This window comes from Streptomyces sp. NPDC018610 (genome assembly GCF_044391765.1).
Taxonomy (GTDB): Bacteria; Actinomycetota; Actinomycetes; order Streptomycetales; family Streptomycetaceae; genus Streptomyces.
The window spans coordinates 175,527-193,928 of record NZ_JBISAL010000010.1 but is presented as its reverse complement, the minus strand read 5'-3'; the positions used below and the strand labels follow the sequence as shown (position 1 = coordinate 193,928).

The 18,402-nt window shown below is 70.9% G+C and carries 11 protein-coding genes and 3 pseudogenes; 6 read left to right on the top strand and 8 right to left on the bottom strand.

Annotated elements, in window-relative coordinates:
• Window positions 1-369 precede the first annotated feature (369 nt).
• A complete protein-coding gene (locus tag ACH5A8_RS25455) occupies window positions 370-1,245 on the top strand; it encodes a hypothetical protein (protein ID WP_399005602.1) in 876 nt (291 codons plus the stop codon).
• Window positions 1,242-5,840 carry a hypothetical protein gene (locus tag ACH5A8_RS25450; RefSeq protein WP_399005600.1) on the top strand — a complete coding sequence of 1,533 codons (4,599 nt, stop codon included), beginning with the start codon at window positions 1,242-1,244 and terminating at the stop codon, window positions 5,838-5,840. Before ACH5A8_RS25455 ends, ACH5A8_RS25450 begins: the two co-directional genes overlap by 4 nt.
• A gap of 153 nt (window positions 5,841-5,993) precedes the next feature.
• Here ACH5A8_RS25450 and ACH5A8_RS25445 read toward each other — a convergent pair.
• A pseudogene (locus tag ACH5A8_RS25445) lies at window positions 5,994-6,116 on the bottom strand (IS5/IS1182 family transposase); the annotation flags it as partial.
• A gap of 20 nt (window positions 6,117-6,136) precedes the next feature.
• On the bottom strand, window positions 6,137-6,784 hold the full coding sequence (locus tag ACH5A8_RS25440) for a dihydrofolate reductase family protein (RefSeq protein WP_399005598.1): 648 nt from the start codon (window positions 6,782-6,784) through the stop codon (window positions 6,137-6,139).
• A 617-nt stretch (window positions 6,785-7,401) separates the two neighbouring features.
• On the opposite strand from ACH5A8_RS25440, the gene ACH5A8_RS25435 reads away from it, so the two are divergent.
• Window positions 7,402-9,009 (top strand): alpha-L-arabinofuranosidase B, encoded by a 1,608-nt coding sequence (locus ACH5A8_RS25435; protein ID WP_399005596.1) that lies wholly within the window; start codon window positions 7,402-7,404, stop codon window positions 9,007-9,009.
• Window positions 9,010-9,495: 486 nt separating this feature from the next.
• Here the strand turns inward: ACH5A8_RS25435 and ACH5A8_RS25430 are convergent, their stop codons facing one another.
• Window positions 9,496-10,617: a CapA family protein gene (locus tag ACH5A8_RS25430; RefSeq protein WP_399005594.1), complete on the bottom strand. Its 1,122-nt coding sequence runs from the start codon at window positions 10,615-10,617 to the stop codon at window positions 9,496-9,498.
• 498 nt (window positions 10,618-11,115) lie between these two features.
• On the opposite strand from ACH5A8_RS25430, the pseudogene ACH5A8_RS25425 reads away from it, so the two are divergent.
• Window positions 11,116-11,244: pseudogene (locus ACH5A8_RS25425) on the top strand (universal stress protein); the annotation flags it as partial.
• Window positions 11,245-11,577: 333 nt separating this feature from the next.
• Here the strand turns inward: ACH5A8_RS25425 and ACH5A8_RS25420 are convergent.
• Window positions 11,578-12,906: a phosphoribosyltransferase family protein gene (locus ACH5A8_RS25420; RefSeq protein WP_399005592.1), complete on the bottom strand. Its 1,329-nt coding sequence runs from the start codon at window positions 12,904-12,906 to the stop codon at window positions 11,578-11,580.
• 727 nt (window positions 12,907-13,633) lie between these two features.
• On the opposite strand from ACH5A8_RS25420, the gene ACH5A8_RS25415 reads away from it, so the two are divergent.
• Complete coding sequence (locus tag ACH5A8_RS25415; protein WP_399005590.1) at window positions 13,634-13,975, top strand: hypothetical protein; 342 nt, start codon at window positions 13,634-13,636, stop codon at window positions 13,973-13,975.
• A 340-nt stretch (window positions 13,976-14,315) separates the two neighbouring features.
• Here the strand turns inward: ACH5A8_RS25415 and ACH5A8_RS25410 are convergent, their stop codons facing one another.
• From ACH5A8_RS25410 to ACH5A8_RS25400, 3 genes are all read right to left on the bottom strand, one after another.
• Entirely contained in the window at window positions 14,316-15,050 is a 735-nt protein-coding gene (locus ACH5A8_RS25410) for a dienelactone hydrolase family protein (protein WP_399005588.1), read from the bottom strand.
• Between the two features lie 132 nt (window positions 15,051-15,182).
• Window positions 15,183-15,569, bottom strand: coding sequence for a hypothetical protein (locus ACH5A8_RS25405; RefSeq protein ID WP_399005586.1), 387 nt, complete (start codon window positions 15,567-15,569; stop codon window positions 15,183-15,185).
• 349 nt (window positions 15,570-15,918) lie between these two features.
• Window positions 15,919-16,626 carry a haloacid dehalogenase type II gene (locus ACH5A8_RS25400; protein WP_399005584.1) on the bottom strand — a complete coding sequence of 236 codons (708 nt, stop codon included), beginning with the start codon at window positions 16,624-16,626 and terminating at the stop codon, window positions 15,919-15,921.
• A 409-nt stretch (window positions 16,627-17,035) separates the two neighbouring features.
• On the opposite strand from ACH5A8_RS25400, the pseudogene ACH5A8_RS25395 reads away from it, so the two are divergent.
• A pseudogene (locus ACH5A8_RS25395) lies at window positions 17,036-17,327 on the top strand (transcriptional regulator); the annotation flags it as partial.
• Between the two features lie 43 nt (window positions 17,328-17,370).
• Here the strand turns inward: ACH5A8_RS25395 and ACH5A8_RS25390 are convergent.
• Window positions 17,371-18,078 carry a DUF4396 domain-containing protein gene (locus tag ACH5A8_RS25390; RefSeq protein ID WP_399005582.1) on the bottom strand — a complete coding sequence of 236 codons (708 nt, stop codon included), beginning with the start codon at window positions 18,076-18,078 and terminating at the stop codon, window positions 17,371-17,373.
• Window positions 18,079-18,402 lie beyond the last annotated feature (324 nt).

Genomic DNA, 18,402 nt, shown 5'->3' with positions numbered 1-18,402 from the left:
TGGAACGTCGGTCAGGGAGAGAGGTTGGGGTGGGCGCGGTGCCGGCGCGCAGGACGGCGCCACCGGCAGGAGGCATCACGGCGACATCGACGCCGACTTCCACCACCAGCGCGGGCTCGACCGACGTGACGTTCAGTTGCTCCCGGCTGCCCCATCGGGTGGATTCCCTTGACTAGACTGGCGCAACGACGCGGCAGGCGGTGGCGCCCTCCTCACAACTCCCGGAGGTTCTGAGGCAGTTGTGTCGGGCACCCGTCGATGACCGTGCCGTCTCTAGGGTGTGTCGTGGTTGGGGGCCGGCGCGGGACGGGGGTAGTGATGGCGCACGTTGTGGTCGTCCACGGAGTGGGGCAGGAGTACCTGGGACGCTTGAGTCTCCAAGGACCCGTCGCGGCTGCCCTCGCGGACGGCGTGGAGGTGGCCGAGCGGGCCGGGGCGCTCCCTTCGGGCTCTGTGCCCGGCGTCGAGGACATCGACGTCGCCTTCTACGGCGATGTCTTCCGTGCCCCGGGAGCGAAGGGCAGCCGGTCCGGCCCACGCTCCGCCGCCGAGGTGACGGACCCCTACGAGGTGGACCTCCTCCTGGCGTGGGCTGCCGCAGCGGGCGGTCCGCAGGAACAGTACGGGACCAAGGCGCCCACGCCCCGGACGCTGCAGCGGGCCATGAACGCCCTGCTGCGCTCGCCCTTCCTTCCGGGGCCCGTGGCAGAGCGGTTCCTGCTCGGCGTGCTGCGTCAGGTGCGCCGCTACTTCGGCGAGGACGTGGTGCGAGAGCGGGCCATGGAAGCGGTCGCGGCCCGCGTCGGGCCGGACACGACCGTACTCGTCGGCCACTCCTTGGGGTCCGTCGTCGCGTACGAGGCCCTGTGCGCCCATCCCGAGTGGCCCGTCCGGACCCTCGTGACGCTCGGATCCCCGCTCGGCATGCCCTCGCTGGTCTTCGACCGGCTGCGCCCCGCGCCCCGTTACGGGCGGGGCCACTGGCCCGGCGGCCTGGCCCACTGGACGAACCTCGCCGACAAGCACGACGTGGTGGCCTCGGTCAAGCAGCTCGCCGATCTCTTCCCCCCGGTCGGCGCACCGGCCGGGAACACTCCGGACGCTGCGGGAACGCCTCCAGAGGCACAGGCGGGCGTCCTGCGCGACGTGCGGGTGGACAACGGATGGAGAGTCCACGACCTGCTGCGGCATCTGACCGCCCGGGAAACGGGTGCGGCGATCGGTGAGGGTCTGCAACCGGGATGACTGACGACGTGGAGCCATCGCGGCGCTATGTGCTGGCCTTCGGCGCCGCGCGGTACGCGCATGAGGAACTGCCCGATCTTCCGGGTGTTGCTGACGACCTGCCGAGCGTGCTCGGCTCGTTCGCCGCCGTGGGCTACACGCCGGTGCCTGTCTTCCCCGAGGGCAGCCTGGACCCAGCCCGCCCCGAGGATGTCCTGGGGCCCCTATTGCGGTGGATCCCGGAAGGCTTCGACGACGGCGACACCCTGCTCCTCTACTACAGCGGACACGGGCAGGCGGACGGCGATGAACACTTCCTGATGTGTTCGAGGTCCGATCCCGGGGCGGCTGAGGTCAGGCTCAGCGCCGTGAGCACCCGCCACCTCGTGGAACTCCCCGCGCTCAAAGGCGTCCGGCGAATCCTGCTTGTGATAGACGCCTGCTACGCGGGCCGGGGCGCGGTCGACGCGGTGACTTGGGCCGTCCGCGCCAAACACGCGGTCGCCCACGCACCGGGCGCCGACCACCGATTCTTGAAGTCCTTCGGCGTGCTCAGCGCCGCGCGGATCACGGAGGAAGCGAAAGACGGCGAATTCAGCGCGGCACTCTCGCACGTGCTCGGCGACGAGACCTGGATCGGCAACCGCGCTAGTCACATCTCCCTGCCGGACCTCGTCGGCGCGCTCAACGCGGAGTTCCGGCGGCGCGGCGTGGACCACCACGCGGACTGGGCGCAGCTGTGCGACGACACCGTGCGAGGGGACCCTGCCACCGGGTTCTTCCCCAACCCCTTCCACGTCCCCGAGCTGCTCATGGTCGACCGTGACCTCGACGTCGCCGAGCAGCGGCACTTCGTGCGATGGCTCGGCGCGGCGTCCGGTTACGGCGCCGCCGAACAGCAGCGTCGTAACCGGGAGTTGGTAGAACATTTCTCGCCCCGTGGAGCGGGCCGGCAGACCGCCCGGGAGGCCGGCCACTACTTCACCGGTCGGGTCGACGTGCTGAGGCGGCTGGCCGGATGGATGCGGGGCGAGAACGACCGCGACGCCCGCGTCTTCGTGGTGACCGGTCCGCCGGGCGTGGGCAAGTCCGCGGTTCTGGGCCGCCTCGTCACACTCGCCGACGACGACGCGCGCGACGCCATTCCTGCCGAGGCCGTCGCCCCCGGTACGCTGCCGCCGAGGGGCTCCGTCACCGTAGCCGTGCACGCCCGCGCCCTGGCCCTGCCGCAGATCGTCTCAGCCCTTGCCGCGGCGTTCGACTGCCACGAGCCGACCGAGGCGGCGCTGCGGGAACGCTTGGGCGCGCTCGACAGCATCACCACCATCGTCGTCGACGCGCTCGACGAGTCGGGCATGGCCCATGACGAGGAGCGCCGCATAGCCCGCTTCCTGGCCGACCTGGCGGGCGCGACGCCCCGGTTGCGGCTGCTCATCGGGACCCGCCCCCACCTCGCGGACGCGGTGGCGGACAAGGCGCCCTACGCCCGGGTCGTCGACCTCGCGGCTCCCGAATGGAACGAACCCGACGACCTCGTGCGGTACTGCGAGCTCATCCTTCGTACGCCGCTAGGACCCCACAGCGGGACCAGCTTGCCCCACGCCCTCATCTCCTCGGCCGCCAACGAGATCGCCCGGGCGGCACACGCCATCTACCTCGTGGCCCGACTGATGGCCCGCTCCGTCGCCAGCTCCGGAATCCCACCGACGCGCTCGGCGCTGGAGCTGCCGGAGTACGATCCGGCGTCCGGGTCCTCGGCACTGGTCGACCGCGCCTTCCGCTGGGCCCTGGCGCGGCAGTTGACCCCGGAGCGGGCGGCAGAGGCAAGGGCGCTCCTCCTGCCGCTCGCCTACGGGGAGGGCCACGGCATGCCCCTCCACCAGATCTGGGCGACACTCGCGGCCGACCACCCGGACCAGGTGGCGCCCACCGCCGAGCGGTTGACCCGCCTGCTGCGAAACGACGCCCTCGGACCGTACCTGGTCGAGACCCTCGACGAGGACGGCCGCTCGGTCTACCGCCTGTACCACCAAGCGCTGGCCGACGAGTTGCGGCGGAACGAGGCTCCGCCCGACGCCGAGACCCGGTGGTACGAACGGCTCCGGGAGATGGTGCCCCGGGCAGCCGACGGCAGGCCGCGATGGCAGGAAGCCGACCCGTACGTCCTGCGCCACCTGCCGGCGATGGCCGCAGCGGCGGGCCGCCTCGACGAACTCGTCACGGACGGCGAATTCCTCGTCCACGTCCGGCCCACCGGACTCGTCCCGTGGCTTCGCGGCCTCTCGACCGAGCGGGGGCGGCTGGCCGCCGCCGTGTACCGCGCCCATCTGGACGTCCACCACGAGATGTCATCGCAGGACCGCCGGCACGTCCTGGCCTGCGACGCTGCCCGCCATCAGCACACCGCGTTGCTGGCCGGCCTCGACCGCAGCATGGGGGAGAGCCGTTGGCGGCCTGTGTGGGCCGCCTCGGGCAGCGTGCCGGCCACACTGTCGGTGCATCGCCTGGCCGACGGCGGCGGGCCGGTCGACTCGGTGACCTGCGTCGGCCTCGCCGGACGGGACACCATCGTCACCGTCGGCCGCGGATCCCTCCAGGCCTGGGACATGGCGACCGGCCGCTCGATGGAACTGCCGGACGCGGTGGCCGACCTGAACGCCACCGCCGTGACCGCTGCTGCACTGCCGGACCACGACCTGCTGGTTGTCGGCACGGACACGGGTGCCGTCCACATCTACGACCTCACCTCGGGGCGGATCCGCACCCTCGCCCCGACGGAGGGGGACGCCGCGCCGACGACCGCACTCGTAACCCTCGAACTGGCGGGGAAGAAAGCCGTGGTGAGCGCATCGGCAAGCGGCGAGCTGCGCGCCTGGGACCTCGCCGACGCGACGGCGCTGCCCTGGAGGATCCGGCTAGCGAACGGTAGCCTCGGCAGCCTGGCGACGGCCACCGTGGACGCGGACCCCGAGGCGAGCAACGAGATTCTGCGGCGCGGCTGGGACATCGTGGTCGCCGGTGGTCCACAGGGCGTCCTGTACGTCTGGGACCCGCTGCGCGGGAAGCTCACGCCGACCGCGGCGGAACCGGGACGCCCGGCCATCCGCTCGATCGGCTGCGCCCTCGTCAACACCACTCCCCTCGCCGTGACGACCGACGGCGCCACCGTGCGAGTCTGGTCGCTGCGCAGGCCGCGCGCACCGCGCGAGGTGGACACCGTGACGTTGCCGTCGCCGGCCGTCGCAGTGTCCTGCACCAACCTGGGCGGTCGCCCCATGGCGATCCTGGCCTGCGAGGACGGCACCGTGCGGCTGCTTGACCTGGAGACCCGCGAGCTGACCGCCTCCTCGTCGGTGTGGCGGCCGCCGATCACCGTCACGGCCCCCAGTCCCTCCGAGCCAGCCTCGTTCTCCGCCGTACACCTGCACGTCTCTGCCGGTCAGGCCGTCACCGCCATACTCGGAACGGCCGACGGGTCGACCCACGTCTGTGACCTGGTCGCGCCGACCCGTGCGCCGAGCGACGGTCATACCCGGGCCGTCGTCGGCGCGGCCGTCACCGGTGGCGGGTACCGGCGGCGGTACGTGGTGAGCGCGGGCCGTGACTCGACGGTGCGCACGTGGCGCATGGACTCGGGGGTGCCGGCCCTGCCTGCCGTCACCGACGGGGTCTCGGCGTTCACCGGTGTCGTCGCGGCTGTGGTCGACGGCCGACTGCTGGCCCTCTCCCGGTCCGCCAACCGCCCGGTGGAAGTGTGGGACCTCGCGACGGGCACCACGATGGACCGGCGTCGGCCGCGGTGGACCGTGGCGGCGGCGATCGGCTACGAAAGGGGCCGCCCGATCGCCGTCACCGCCGACTTCACCCACCGCGTCGAGGTGTGGGACCTGATCAGCGGTGTCGCGCTGCACCGGCTGGAGAAATGCGGCAGCCGGGTGACCGCGCTCGCCTGCGCTCCCGCGGACGGCGACCTCGCCATCGCCGTCGCCCTGGCGAACGGCTCGGTGGTGCTCTGGAAGCGCAGCGGCGCCGACATCACGAGACATCGGCTGCGGGAGAGATGGCAGACGACGAAGGTCGTCTGCGTTCGCGTGCAGGGGTGCCCCGTCGCCGTCATCGCCTGCGACGACGGGACGATCCGGGCATGGGACGGCAACGACGCCGTCGTCCTCGCGCGCTGGGATCTCGGCGGGACCGGTCTCGACCGGCCGTCCATGTCCGGACCTGACCGGGGCGGCGCGAAGTCAGAGGGAGACGGTACGCAGGTGGCCGTCGACTCTCGACCCGCGCCCGGTGAGCCATCTCCGGGTACGTCGCACCGGGCGGCGACCACGGGTGTGCGGCAGAGCCGCGTGGTGTCTCTCGCGGGACGCGTCGTCGACGGCGGCCTACTGCTGGCGACGGGCGACGCCGTCGGACGGGTGACGGTCTGGGAGACGCCCGGCGGCACGTGGCCGCCGCCGTTCTGTGACGCCGTCTCCGATATGTTCACGGTGCCCGGCGACGCTCCCATTACCTCCTTGGAGTTCACCCCTGACGGACGCCTCGCCCTCTGCGCCGACATGGACGTCTACCTCTTCGGCAGGCCCGAGGACAGGCCGGTTCGAGGCCGGTGAGGGGTCGCTGATGGCTCAGGCCGGTGTGGATCAGGGGGGAGGCGATACCGATGTGGCCTCCTGACGGTGAACGCCGATGGCCGGGGCGCGCAGGCCGGCCATGAGGCGGGGCAGGTGCCGGGGCGCTCGCAGATGTTTGCACATCGAGCCTTTTCAGCGTTGCCTCTCCAGGGTGAGGGCCGCGGCGGTGATGGCTGTCATGCGGTTCGGGCTGCAGCGGCTCCAGCTGAAGATCCGCCAGGACTTCAGGCGGGTGACGCGTTCGACGCGATGGCGATGGCCCGCCGTCCTTCGTGTCACTTTCGCCAGAACAGGTGGTGCGTCACGCCGCTCGGGCTGGGCACGACCTCCAGGTGGAACCGGTCGAGCAGCTCATCGGGGGAGTCCCACAGCCGCAGACCGGATCCGAGCCTCACCGGTGAGACCGCCACATGCAGGGTGTCGACGAGGTCGGCGTCGAGGAACTGCCGGACGGTGGTGACCCCGCCGCCGAGTCGGACGTCCTTGCCCTGAGCCGCCTCCCGCGCCCGCTCAAGGACCGTGGCCGGGTCGCCGTCGACGAAATGGAACGTGGTGTCGGAGAGCGTGAACGAAGGGCGCTTGTGGTGGGTCATGACGAACACCGGAGTGCGGAACGGGGGCTCGTCACCCCACCAGCCGCACCACTCATGGTCCTGCCAGGGCCCGCGCTGGGGCCCGAACTTGTTGCGGCCCATGATCTCGGCGCCGATATTGCGTGCGTAGTCCCGCGTCAAGTAGTCGTCGAGGCCCCGGCTGCCCCCGGGGTCACTGCGCATGGGCCAGCTAGCCGTGGCACCGGCCCACGCGAACAGCCTCGCCGGATCGACGCCGTGGCCGAACGGATTCTCGAAGCTCTGCTCCTCACCGGCACCGATGCCGTCACTTGAGACGTTGAAGTTCTGGACTCTCAGTAGCTGGGCCACGTGTTTCCTCCTGCGCTGTCGATGACGGTGATGAGACCCTCCAGGCCGCGAGAACTCATCGCTGTGTCCAAGACCGGCCAGGATTCCGCCGTTGGGCACCCGACAACTCAACTCGGCCACTTCGACCGCCCGTCGGTCTCATCGACCGCATAGTCCCTCCGCCGAGCCTTTCACGGTCTTGCTGACCGCCGGGTGGAGCCAGATCGACTTCCCACGCCGGCGGGGCCCATCGGGATCCGCGTGGTGGGGCCCGATGAGGTTCCCATGGACGAGGAAGCCTCCCTGGTGCCGACAGTGCGGGGCACGTCTGCCGGACGGGTGCGGGACGAGCCGGCGTTACCGCACGGCCGCGTGCCGGACGCGGGCCTGGGCGAAGGGATGTGCCGTGCGCGGAATATTGACATGCTCGCGCCGCCCCCTACCATCAACGTCTGTCCGGTGAGTCGCTCAATGTCCGAGATATCGAACGACCTGCTGGTCGAGGTAAGCCAGGGACAAGCCGAGAGCGGGGGCCAGGAGAGCACCTGGTCCTCGATCCCGCCCGTAACCGCATGCACGCACGCCACCGACAACTCCATGCCCGTGACATCTCCCTACCCCTCCCAGGAGGAGAGATCATGTCGTTACTCTTGAGCCGCGCACGGCGGGGAAAAACGTTCGCCGTCCTGGCGTCGGGACTGGCCCTGACCGCGGCCCTGTTCGGGGGCCAGGCGGCCGCCACGGGGGCAGGCGCGCCATCCGCGGGACACCCGGCCGGCGCCGGGACTGCCCCTGCGGCAGCGTCCGCCCAGCCTTGCGACCTCTATGCCGCGGGCGGAACGCCCTGTGCGGCGGCGCACAGCACGACTCGCGCCCTGTACGCCTCCTACAACGGTCCCCTGTACCAGGTGAGGCGTACCTCGGACAACACCATCAGGGACATCGGCGTACTCAGCACTGGGGGATACGCCAACGCCGCGGCACAGGACGCCTTCTGCGCCGGGACGACCTGTCTGATCACGGTGATCTACGACCAGTCGGGCCGCGGCAACCACCTCACCCAGGCGCCGCCGGGAGGGTTCTCCGGACCGGCGGCGGGCGGATACGACAACCTGGCCGACGCCACCGCCGCGCCGGTCACCGTGGGAGGACACAAGGCGTACGGCGTCTTCGTGGCGCCGGGGACCGGCTACCGGAACAACCACACCAACGGCATCGCGACGGGAGATCAGCCCGAAGGGATGTACGCGGTCCTCGACGGCACCCACTACAACGGCGGCTGCTGCTTCGACTACGGCAACGCCGAGACCAACAGCCGGGACAACGGCAACGGCACCATGGAGGCCATCTACTTCGGCAACATCAAGGTCTGGGGCTACGGCACCGGCAACGGCCCCTGGGTCATGGCGGATCTGGAGAACGGGCTGTTCTCGGGGATCAACGCGGGCTACAACGCGGGCGATCCCAGCGTCAACCCCCGATTCCTCACGGCCGTCGTCAAGGGGGAGCCGAACCACTGGGCGATCCGCGCCGGCAACGCCCAGTCCGGCGGCCTGTCCACCTACTACAACGGGCCGCGCCCCAACGTCTCGGGCTACAACCCGATGAAGAAGGAAGGAGCCATCATCCTCGGCATCGGCGGCGACAACAGCCACGGCGCGGCCGGCACCTTCTATGAAGGTGTCATGACCTCCGGCTATCCCTCGGACGCCACCGAGAACGCCGTGCAGGCCAATATCGACGCGGCCGGCTACACGACGTCGACGGGCGCCGGTGGGCTCACGCCAGGCTCCAGGGTCTCGCTGCGGGCGACCACCGCGTGCTGTACCGCTGACTACATCGTGCACGACGACGCCGACGTCGTCATCGCGCCGGTCTCCGCCTCCAGCAGCTCCACCACCAAGGCCGCCGCCACCTGGACCGTTCGAGCCGGACTGGCCAACTCCTCGTGCCTCTCCTTCGAATCCACCGACAGGCCAGGCCAGTACCTGCGCCACTCGGACTTCCGACTGCACCTGGGCACCGGCGACGGCACCTCGCAGTTCGCTCAGGACGCCACCTTCTGTCCTGAAGCCGGTCACAACGGCCAGGGGTACTCCTTGCGCTCGGTCAACTATCCGAGCGACTACGTGCGCCACTTCAACTACGCCGTCTACATCGCCGGACAGGGCGGCTCCCACACGTGGGACAGCGCCACCTCCTTCACCGACGACACCAGCTGGGCCGTGGGCCAGCCCTGGGCCTGAACCCCCGCGCCACCGCACGTCCACAGCGACGCCGCGCCGACGGACCCGTCGGCGCGGCCGCGCCCACGAAGGTTTTCTGCCGGACTCTCCTTGTGCGGCAGGAGCCCGAGACATCCGCGCGACCCGTACGCCGGCCGTCGGCCGCACTTCGCTGATCTCGCGGGTGGCCCCGTCGACCGGGTACAGGTGCGTCGTGGACAGGCCGGTGGGGGGCTGGCCGTACTGCTCGTGCACGGCGACGGCATCGTCCGGGATGGCGTCGAAGAAGTCACCCGCCAGTACCACCGCTGTCCCTTCGGCAGCGGCCCGTCCCGGGTGATCTGTGGGCGGGTCCTGATACGTCTCGGTGTCCGCGGCCCGCGCCCGGGCGACGCGTCTTCGCGGGAGGCGAAGACCCGCAGCGAGCAGGAGCGGCCGGACCTGCCGACACGCCGGTCCGGAGCGCCGGCAGGGGCGGCCGCCGGGCAGAGCCCCGGCCGGCGTCGATCAGGACGCGCGCGAAGGCCGCAGCGCGAGCGTGCCGTCGGGACCGCCGCCGACGCGGGTGCCGAACCGCCGGCTGTGCCTGTCGAGAACCTCACGAAGCCACTCGGTGTCCTTGGACGAGGCATGCTCCAGCCGCATCCTGCGCGCACGCAGGGGCACCATCCTCGCCTCGGCCAGTCGGCCGGTGTCCGCCTCCACCGACACGAGGTGGAGCAACCGCAGGTCGTCCCGGTAGTTCTCGTGCCCCCTGATGCCCTCGTAGTCGTCGACGAGGTCGCCGCAGCCGTACAGGACGAGTCGCTCTCTGTGCACCGCCATCGGGCGCGGGTGGTGCGAGGAGTGTCCGTGCACGACGTCCACGCCGGCGTCGAGGAGTGCGTGGGCGAAGCCGACCTCGGCGCCGGTGACGGCGTAACCCCAGTTGGGGCCCCAGTGGACCGAGGCGACCGCGATGTCTCCTCGCCTGCGGACCTGCCGGAGACGGTCGGCGAAGGCGGAGGCGGCGGCTGCCGAGGGCTGCGCGATGACGTCGACGCCGGCCCGCTGCCCGGTGGCGGCCCAGTCCTCGGGAATCCCGCTGGACGGCATCCCGAAGGAGAACACCAGCAGCCGTCCGCCACTGCCCAGGGGGACGATCGCCGGCCGTCTCGCCCGTACCTCGTCCCGGCCCGCGCCCGCCGTTCGCAGCCCTGCCTCCGACAGGGAGTCGAGCGTCTCGTGGAGGCCGCGCGGGCCGAAGTCGAGCACGTGGTTGTTGGCCAGCGCGCAGACGTCCGGGCGGACCTCGGCCAGGCACGGCAGGTTCGCCGGGTTCATCCGGTAGTGGACGCCCTTGCCGGGCGTGAAGTCCCCGTCACCGGTGACCGAGGTCTCCAGGTTGACCACTCGCGCGTCGGGCGCGGCAGCGTTCAGGACGTCCAGCGCCTCGCCCCATGGCCAGCGGAAGTCGACCGGCCGGGGAATCGGCCCGTTGGCGGCTTCGGCCAGGTCGACGTAGGCACGGGCGTCGCGGATGTACGCCTCGCGCAGCGCCGGGTCACCGGGGTGCGGGAGGATCTGATCGACGCCCCGGCCGAGCATCACGTCCCCGCCGAGGAACAGGGTGATCACGCCCTCGTGCACGCACCCATGCTAATGCCGTCGCGTCAGGCGCGCGGGCACCGGGAGCGGCGACGTCGTGCGGGGGCACGTGCGCGACGCGCGGAGACGCGCGGTCGGTGAACCTGCTGCAGGGCGACGCACGGCGGCGGCGGTGACGAAGCCGCCGGCACCGGTGGCCGTCTCGTCATCGCCTGACGTCGTGCCCCCGCCGGCGACGCCGGGACAGACCTCGGAGGACCGCCGGCGCAGTGGCGTCACGCCGAAGCGCCGCTCCGGCGAAGGTGCGGTCCGTCGGCGTGCCGCCTCGATCCGGACCGGGCTTCGCCGGCTCATGCCGGCGAGAAGTGCTGGGCGGCGGAGCCGTCGCGGTCCCGGCCCCGCGGGCGGGTGCCGCTCGCGGGGCCCCGGTGATGGGTCGATGCGCCGGCGGGTGGTCGGATCGGACGTCGAGCCGGGCGTCGGGGACCGGACCGTCGTGCACCAGGGCGGGACCGAGGAGCGTCGGCGGTCCGGTTCGCAGAGGCCGACCTGCTGGTCGTCGGGGCCCGGCGCCGTCCGGGGCACTTCGGACTCCAGCTCGGCCGGGTCGCCCACACCGTCCTGCACCACTCGCCCTGTCCGGTCGCAGTGGTGCCCGAACGGGCCTGAAGCCGCGGCAGGGAGGTGACCACAGACCTGCCGCACGATCGGGAACACAGGTCCGCGGACCGCCTTGCGGACGCCCGGGCCCGCGAGCGGCCGGCACCGGGTTCATCGCGGCCGGCCCCAGCAGACCGGCCGCCCCGTAGGCCACGGAGGACCGGCCAGGATGCGAGTGGGGGAGCATGCCCTGGGCCAGGGCGGCGGGGAGCAGGCTGATGATGACGAGCACACACCGATGCGGGCCCACCCGGACACCGGCGATCCGAGCCAGGGGCAGGATCCGCGATACGGGCTGACGTGGGTGCGGCCTGTGCTCGGCACGGTCCTCCCCGGACGTGGTCATGGCGCCCCCTGCAGTGCGTGTGTGTCCACCCTGGCGAGGTGGCTGATGAACCAGTCACGGGTCAGTTCCGCGACGGTGTCGAGTGCGCCCGGCTCGATGAACAGATGGCCGGTGTCGGGGATGACATCGACGCGGTGGTCGCAGCGCATCCAGTCCGCGGCCAGGCGGGAGCAGCCGAGCTGACGTGTGTCCAGCGCGCCCACGAGGAAGAGTGAGGGGGCATGGACGCGGGCCAGTGCCGCGGGGCCCGCCAACTCGGGGCGGCCGCCGACGCAGACGACGGCGCGGATGTCGTCGTCGGCCGCGGCCGCTGCCAGAGCGGCGCCGGCGCCGGTGTCCGTGGCGCAGTAGCTCACGGGCAGACCGGTTTCCCGGCGGAGCCACGCGGAGGCGGCGTGCAGGCGCCGGGCGAGCATCGTGATGTCGAAGACGTTGTGCCGGTTGTGCTCCTCGTCCTCCGTCAGCAGATCGAGCTGCAGGGTCCCGAGACCGGCCCGGGAGAGCGCGGAGGCGAGGTGGCGGTCGCGTGGATCGTTTTGGCCGCCGCTACCGGCGTGGGCGAAGGCCACCACCGTCCGGGCGGCCGGGGGCAGCGTGAGCAGGGCGGCCATCGGCGCGTAGCGAGTCGGCACGGCCACCGGTCGGCCGGGGGCCGGGTGCGCCGGTGAAAGGCCGTGTGCGGAACCAGGGACCGGAGCGGCTTCGGCCAGCAGCGCGGCGATGTCCGCGTCGGTGATCGGGGCGAAGTCCTCGTACCAGGCGTCGGCGGAGCCGATGTGGCGCAGGGCCTGGGGACATACGATGTCGTCCGCAACCGCCCGCAGGTGCGCCAGGGACTCCTCCTGCCCGACCGGTGCGGCCAGGATCACACGGGCCGCACCACGCGTGCGGGCCACCCGACAGGCGGCCTCGGCGGCGGCACCGGTCGACACCGCGTCGTGCAGGACCACTGCGCTGTGACCGGTCAGGGGCAACGGCGCACGGTCGTTCCGCCAGCAGCGCACCTGCTCTTCCAGCTCCGCCGACCCGGCCTGCTCGAGTCTCTCCCGTTCGGTGGCAGACAGTCCGCTCTCTCGCACGATGTCCTGGTTGAGGACGCGCACGCCGTGCTCGCCGAGGGCGCCGAAACCCAGCTCCGGCTGCCACGGCACGCGCAGCTTGCGCACGACGGCGAGATCGAGCGGGGCGTCGAGGTGCCGGGCGACTTCGTAAGCCACCGGGACCCCTCCCCGGGGCACCCCCAGTACCACCACGCGCGTGTCGCGCAGGTGCTCGAGGTTCCGGGCCAGGCGCCGTCCCGCGTCCGCGCGGTTCTCGTAGCGCATGTGACCTCCTGTGGGTGTTTCCGGCGACGCGGCGTCGCCGGACGGTGCAGGAGCGTCGGTGCTCTCTCGGCTGCGGTGGCGGCCGGGAGCCCGCGCCCTGGTCCGCCGGATCCGCTCATCGCCGTCACCTTGCCTTCCCGTACTCGTGAGGATGGCAGGGGTGGAGGGAGGGCCACATGGGCCGGACAGGTTGCGCCCGAGGGCCGACCGGACCCGTCTCGGGGGTGGCGGAGGGCCGAACAGCCTCGTGCCGCCGGCGCCACCTGAAACAGCGGTCACTGGACGGCCGCCGTCGGTGCACTTGGTGACGTCGGCGCGCGCTCAGCCATCTGCGCCACCCTTGGCGGCGGTCCCCGGGGCCTTTCTCGGCGGGGGAGTCCGGCAGCCGACTGCCATGACAGAGCGGTCGGCGGGAGGGTGGGAGTCGGCGTGCGAGCGCCGGTCTCAGGGGCAGGGGGATCGCGGCGGCGGGCACGGCGGTGCCCGGCTGTCATCGGGTCAGCGTTGCCCGCTGGGGTTTGCGCTTGCCCGCCCTTGGTTGAAAGCCTCAGTAGCCACTCGCGGATGTCGTCCATCACCGTCACAGCAAGACGTATGCCTGTCAGTACGGGTCCACCGACCAGAGTGCACGCATCAAGCTCGGCGACACGCTCCCTCACAACGGACGAAGTCGGCGGGCGGGGTGGACATGGGCTTCAGCCGCGAGCCCGGGGGCACGTTGAACTCCATGTCGACCGGGAACAAGATCTACTACCACCTCACCGACGCGATCGGCTCGGTGATCGGCCTGGTCGACAGGGACGGAAACAAGGTCGACACCTACACCTACAGCCCCCGCGGCGTTGCCTGCTCGCCCAGTCCAGCGAGCCGGTCGCCCAGCCCTGCCGCTTCGTCGGCAACCACCAGGACCCCACCGGCCTGCATCGCCTCCAGGCCCGTTATGACGACGCCGGCATCGGCCGCTTCACCCAGCCCGACCCCTCGGCCAGGAACACAACCCCTACAGAACTGGCTGGGCGATGCCAAGGAGGTGAAGGATCTCGTCAAGACCGGCCTGAAGGCGCTGTGACAACTGGATGTCCGGGGCGGCTCCCCGAGCCGCCCGGGACGCGATCCCAGGAGGCTGAGTGAACGGTATGAGATCTGAACAAATGGCTCGCGGGGCGCTGGCGGGAGCCCTTCCCGCGTGGCTTCTGGTGGTGATCGTCGTACCGCTGCTGGTGGTGATCGTCCTCCGCTTCCGCAACAAGTAGATGACCCTTTTCAGCGTGGCCACTGATCGGGTGATGACCTTGGTGGCCGCAACGGACAGGGCTCCTGTGCCATTGGGTGAGGTGTTCGAAGTCTCAGCCTGTCGGTCCAGAAGCCCTTAGGCGTGTGCTTTCCGGCTTGACTCCCGGGCCGGATCGTCAGTTCTTGATCAGGGTGCGGTCGAGAAGCGGCAACAGGCGGTCCCAATGATGCTGCAGTGCGGCGGGGCTGAAGGCATCGGTGTCGGACATGGTGAAGCCGTGGACGGTGCCAGGGTAGATCTCGGAGGTGTAGCCGACGCCCGCCGCGTCAAGGGCCTGGTTCAGCTCACCGAGGGCCTTGGGCGTCAAGTCGCTTTCGGCGTGGCCGAAATGAACCTCGGCGGTGAGCCTGGAGAGGCTGTCGGGTCCGTCGACTCCCACTGGGCCGTGGAATGCGGCGAGGGCGGCCACCTGGCCGGGGTGGGCCGCGGCGGTGCGCGTCGCGAGGAGGCCGCCGATGCAGTAACCGGTCACCGCGACCGGTCCAGCGCTGACCTCGGGCTGAGCGGTGAGGAACTGGAGATAGGCGTCGGCGTCGCTCAGGACACGTTCGGGGGTGTGCGCCTCGATCAAGGGCATCAGCTGGGCGAAGATTGCGGGCCGGGCCTTTTCTCCGATGTGCTCGGGAAGGTCGATCACCGGTGCCGGGCCGTGCCGATAGAGGAAGTTGGGGACGAGCACGTAGTACCCGTGCCCGGCCAGTTCGCCGGCCATCTCCCGCAGCACGGGCCGGATGCCGAAGCCGTCCGCGTACATCAGCACCCCCGGGTGCCGCCCGCCGCCTTCGGGGAAGGCGGCGAACGCGTCAGCCCGGCCGTCCGCGGTGGGAATCCGCAGCATCTTGGTGGGCATGAATTCTCCTGTCGTGGTTGACGTGTCGAGCTTTGATCAACACGACGGAGGCGGAGCCCGCGCAGCAGCGCGAGATCCTCGATTCGACAGCGGGCCGGCACCGGCCCGTACGGCGCTCAGAAGAGCACCGGGTCACCAATCCGTGTGTGGCGCAATGCCGTCCCGGTAGTCATAGCTGCACAACGTAGCCCACCGGATGAAACCGATGCCAGCCCACCAGTCCGCCACAGTGCTGTTCGCGAGAATGATCTCGGTCGACATGTCGGGATCCTGAACTCGATCACCGCGCTGCCCATGGCGGGGATACCCGTCCTGCGGCGGCGACGAGGTAGAGGGCGAAGAAGCCCTCGCACGCGCCAGTTCCTCGCCGAGACCGGCGCCGACGCGGACCGGCCGGCCCTGACCGGTCCCGCCGGCGCGGATGCCGAAGCGCGGCTCGCCGAGCTCACCCGCTTCACGATCTCCGACGGCCAGGTCGGCACCGACGAGGCCCGCCTGCGCCGTAACGTGGCTCGCCACGACCCGCACATGTACCCGGGGACGTTCGTCACCTGCGTCCACAACCCTGACCGTGCCCTGTGCCGCGGCTCCTCTGGTCCTGCCGAGCAGCCCGTCGTGGCCGCTGTCCCGGTCATGACCCGGCCCGTCGGGCCGCCGACGCACGAGTACGGGTTGCTGCGCGTAGACGTGACGGTGCGGCCTGACTCCTCCGGTCACGCCGATGCTCGCCGAAGCCCGGCGGCAGCTGCCGTCGGATGAAGCACTGCCGCGGAGCTGGGCCGCTGAGCAGAGATCGGACAGGTGTGTGGGCTGTCCGTTGTCCAGCCGCAGATGAGTCTGAGCCGGTCATTTCGGCACTCGGCCGGCTCTACATGGTGGGTGCGGTGGTCCGTCGCTCGGAGGTCAACACATCTGCAAGCTCCCGCAGATCTCGCGCACCGTATCTGGGTGGGGTCATCGTCTTCGGGTACACCGACGCCCCGCGTCGCAGCCACGCACCGTGCAGTCCGGCCCGGCGCGCCCCGTCGGTGTCCCAAGGGTGTGCGGCGATCAACAGTGCCTGGTCGGGCCGTACGCCAGCCCGTTCGACGGCGTACCGGTAGGCGGCCGGGGCCGGTTTCCAGCGGCGGGGGCCGCTCACGTCCCAGAGGGACTCGAAGCGGTCCAGGACTCCGGCCTTGTCCAGCAGCCGCTCGGTCAGGGTGACGCTGCCGTTGGTCATTGCCGTCAGCCGGTATCCAGCCTCGCTCAACTGCCGTACACCGTCCGGAACATCGGGGTGCACGTCCAGGTCGGCGAAGCCGTCCAGTATGTGTCGCGCTGCGGCCTCGTCGTCTCCCGCCCAGCCCTCCAGCCCGGACAGCAGTGCCCGCACTCCGTCGTGTGCGACGTCCGCGAAGTCCGCGTATGCACCCGCTGCCGTCAGGGCGAAGCCGTCCCGCAGTACTCCGGCGAACCACGTCGGCAGCAGGTGCCCAGGCGCACCGATGTCCTCGAAGCGGCCGCGCAGCGGCGTGAGGTCGCTGAGCGTCTCGTTGACGTCGAAGACGAGGACCGGAGGCTGGTCGGCGGGCATGGCGCCTCCTCCTGGCGTGCGCGGAGCACTTCGGATGAGTGGTTCATCAGGCTGCGAGTACCCGCCCTGAGTGCGGCTGCCGCAGCGTCCTGGGCTCTTCGTCCGCTTCGGCGTGCTGCCGGGGTATGGGCAGGCGGAGTATGCGGAGGGTACGGGTTACCAGTCGTACGGCGGCATCGCGGCTGCGGCCGTGTTCCAGCGGACGGACCAGGGCCTGTCGGATGCGGCTGGCCGGTTCGTCGATGCAGATACGTTCCTCCGCGCAGGCGCGGACGAGGGGGTGGAGCCGGAAGCGGCCGGCCGCGGTGCACTCGACCAGGTGCGCTGCCGTCAGGGCGGCGGGAGGCTGCTCGGCAGCGGCGCTCGGTTCGTCGAAGCGCGGCGGCCGTGGCGGTGTCGATCTTCTGCGATGGATGGAGGGCCAGCAGGCGCAGCAGCCGTCGGGCGCTCTTCGGCAAAGGGTCACGAAGCCGTCGCCCGCCAGTCGGACGCCCTCGCCGGCCACCGCAGCCACCGCCCGCCGCGGGCTGCTCGCCCGGCACTACCTCACCGCAGCGACCGGGCGCGGGAGGCCGGCCTGACCGTCACCGATCGCACCCTCAGGAACTGGCTCGAGAGGGCCGTCGTTCTCCCTCGCGCGCCAACCCGACAGCACTGAGCGCGCTTACCGGGCGGTGCGTCGGGAGAACGTCGCCCGTTACCGTCCAGCGGCTGGGCCTGCGCGGGTCCAGCCGTGCCGGTGGGTCACATCTTCTCCTTCCAGCCGATCCTGACGAGCCAGGCGTTGACCGGCATTGCTGTGAAGAACCCGAGGATCATGGAGAGTTGCATCATCATCCAGTAGGTGGCCGTGGTCTTCGGCAGGCCGGGCGAGAAGATCAGCTCCTGGTACACCCACATGCCGAGGAACAGCCCGAGCTGGAAGGCGAGGATGGACAGGGTGTCGGCCTTGACGGCCGCCCAGATGCCCTTCGCCTTGCCGATGTCGCGCATGGGCACGATGGTGAAGTACTGGAACACGATGCCCAGCACCCAGGCGAAGGCGAAGTCGAGGGCGAAGTCGGCGAACAGGGCCTTGCCCGCGATCGTCAGAGCGAGGGCGTACACCAGCCATTCCGCGCCTATGTCGCCGAGGGTGCAGCCCGCCCCACAGTGACTGACCGCTTTCGACTGGACGTTCCACCCGGGAAGCCGGTCCGGGTCCGGCATGCCTCCCTCCTGGCCCATCACTGGCAGTGATGTGCGTCGACCGTGGCGGAAGTAGAACCAGAGAGCCACCGGACCCCAGTACAGGGCGGTGATGGGATAGACGAGGTTCATGATCCACATCTTCTGGCGATAGCCGCGCGCGAAGATGTCGAACAGGATGACCAGTGCGCAGGCGAAGGCGACGGACAGGCTGAGCCAGCCGATGGCCTCGAGCCAGTCCGGCGGGTGGTAGTGCGGCTCCATGCAGGCACCTGACAATCGCGTCGACGGCAGAAATGGCACCCGGGTAGCCCAGCGGAGCCAACGGCACACTTCGCCAGATGTCTGCGTCCCGTCTCGCCGTCCGTCCTGCCCCGCTGGACCGTGTCAGCAGTCGACGAGCCGGCTACCACAGCGGTCTGTGACATCGAGCACACCCTTCCGTCATGTGGGATGGGCTTTCCGTTTCCGGTCCTGCGCATGGCACCCTTGACACGCTTTGCATAATGCAAATGTGAGGAAGGGGAATGAGTGACTGGCAGCAAGGACGTCAGGGACGACGGGCGGGCGCGGGTCCCGGCCGGAGCG

Bases quoted from the DNA above. Each gene is read 5' to 3' on its own strand.
- ACH5A8_RS25435 (WP_399005596.1), top strand. From the start codon at position 7,402: ATGTCGTTACTCTTGAGCCGCGCACGGCGGGGAAAAACGTTCGCCGTC.
- ACH5A8_RS25415 (WP_399005590.1), top strand. From the start codon at position 13,634: ATGTCGACCGGGAACAAGATCTACTACCACCTCACCGACGCGATCGGC.
- ACH5A8_RS25420 (WP_399005592.1), bottom strand. From the start codon at position 12,906: ATGCGCTACGAGAACCGCGCGGACGCGGGACGGCGCCTGGCCCGGAAC.
- ACH5A8_RS25450 (WP_399005600.1), top strand. From the start codon at position 1,242: ATGACTGACGACGTGGAGCCATCGCGGCGCTATGTGCTGGCCTTCGGC.
- ACH5A8_RS25400 (WP_399005584.1), bottom strand. From the start codon at position 16,626: ATGCCCGCCGACCAGCCTCCGGTCCTCGTCTTCGACGTCAACGAGACG.
- ACH5A8_RS25410 (WP_399005588.1), bottom strand. From the start codon at position 15,050: ATGCCCACCAAGATGCTGCGGATTCCCACCGCGGACGGCCGGGCTGAC.
- ACH5A8_RS25390 (WP_399005582.1), bottom strand. From the start codon at position 18,078: ATGGAGCCGCACTACCACCCGCCGGACTGGCTCGAGGCCATCGGCTGG.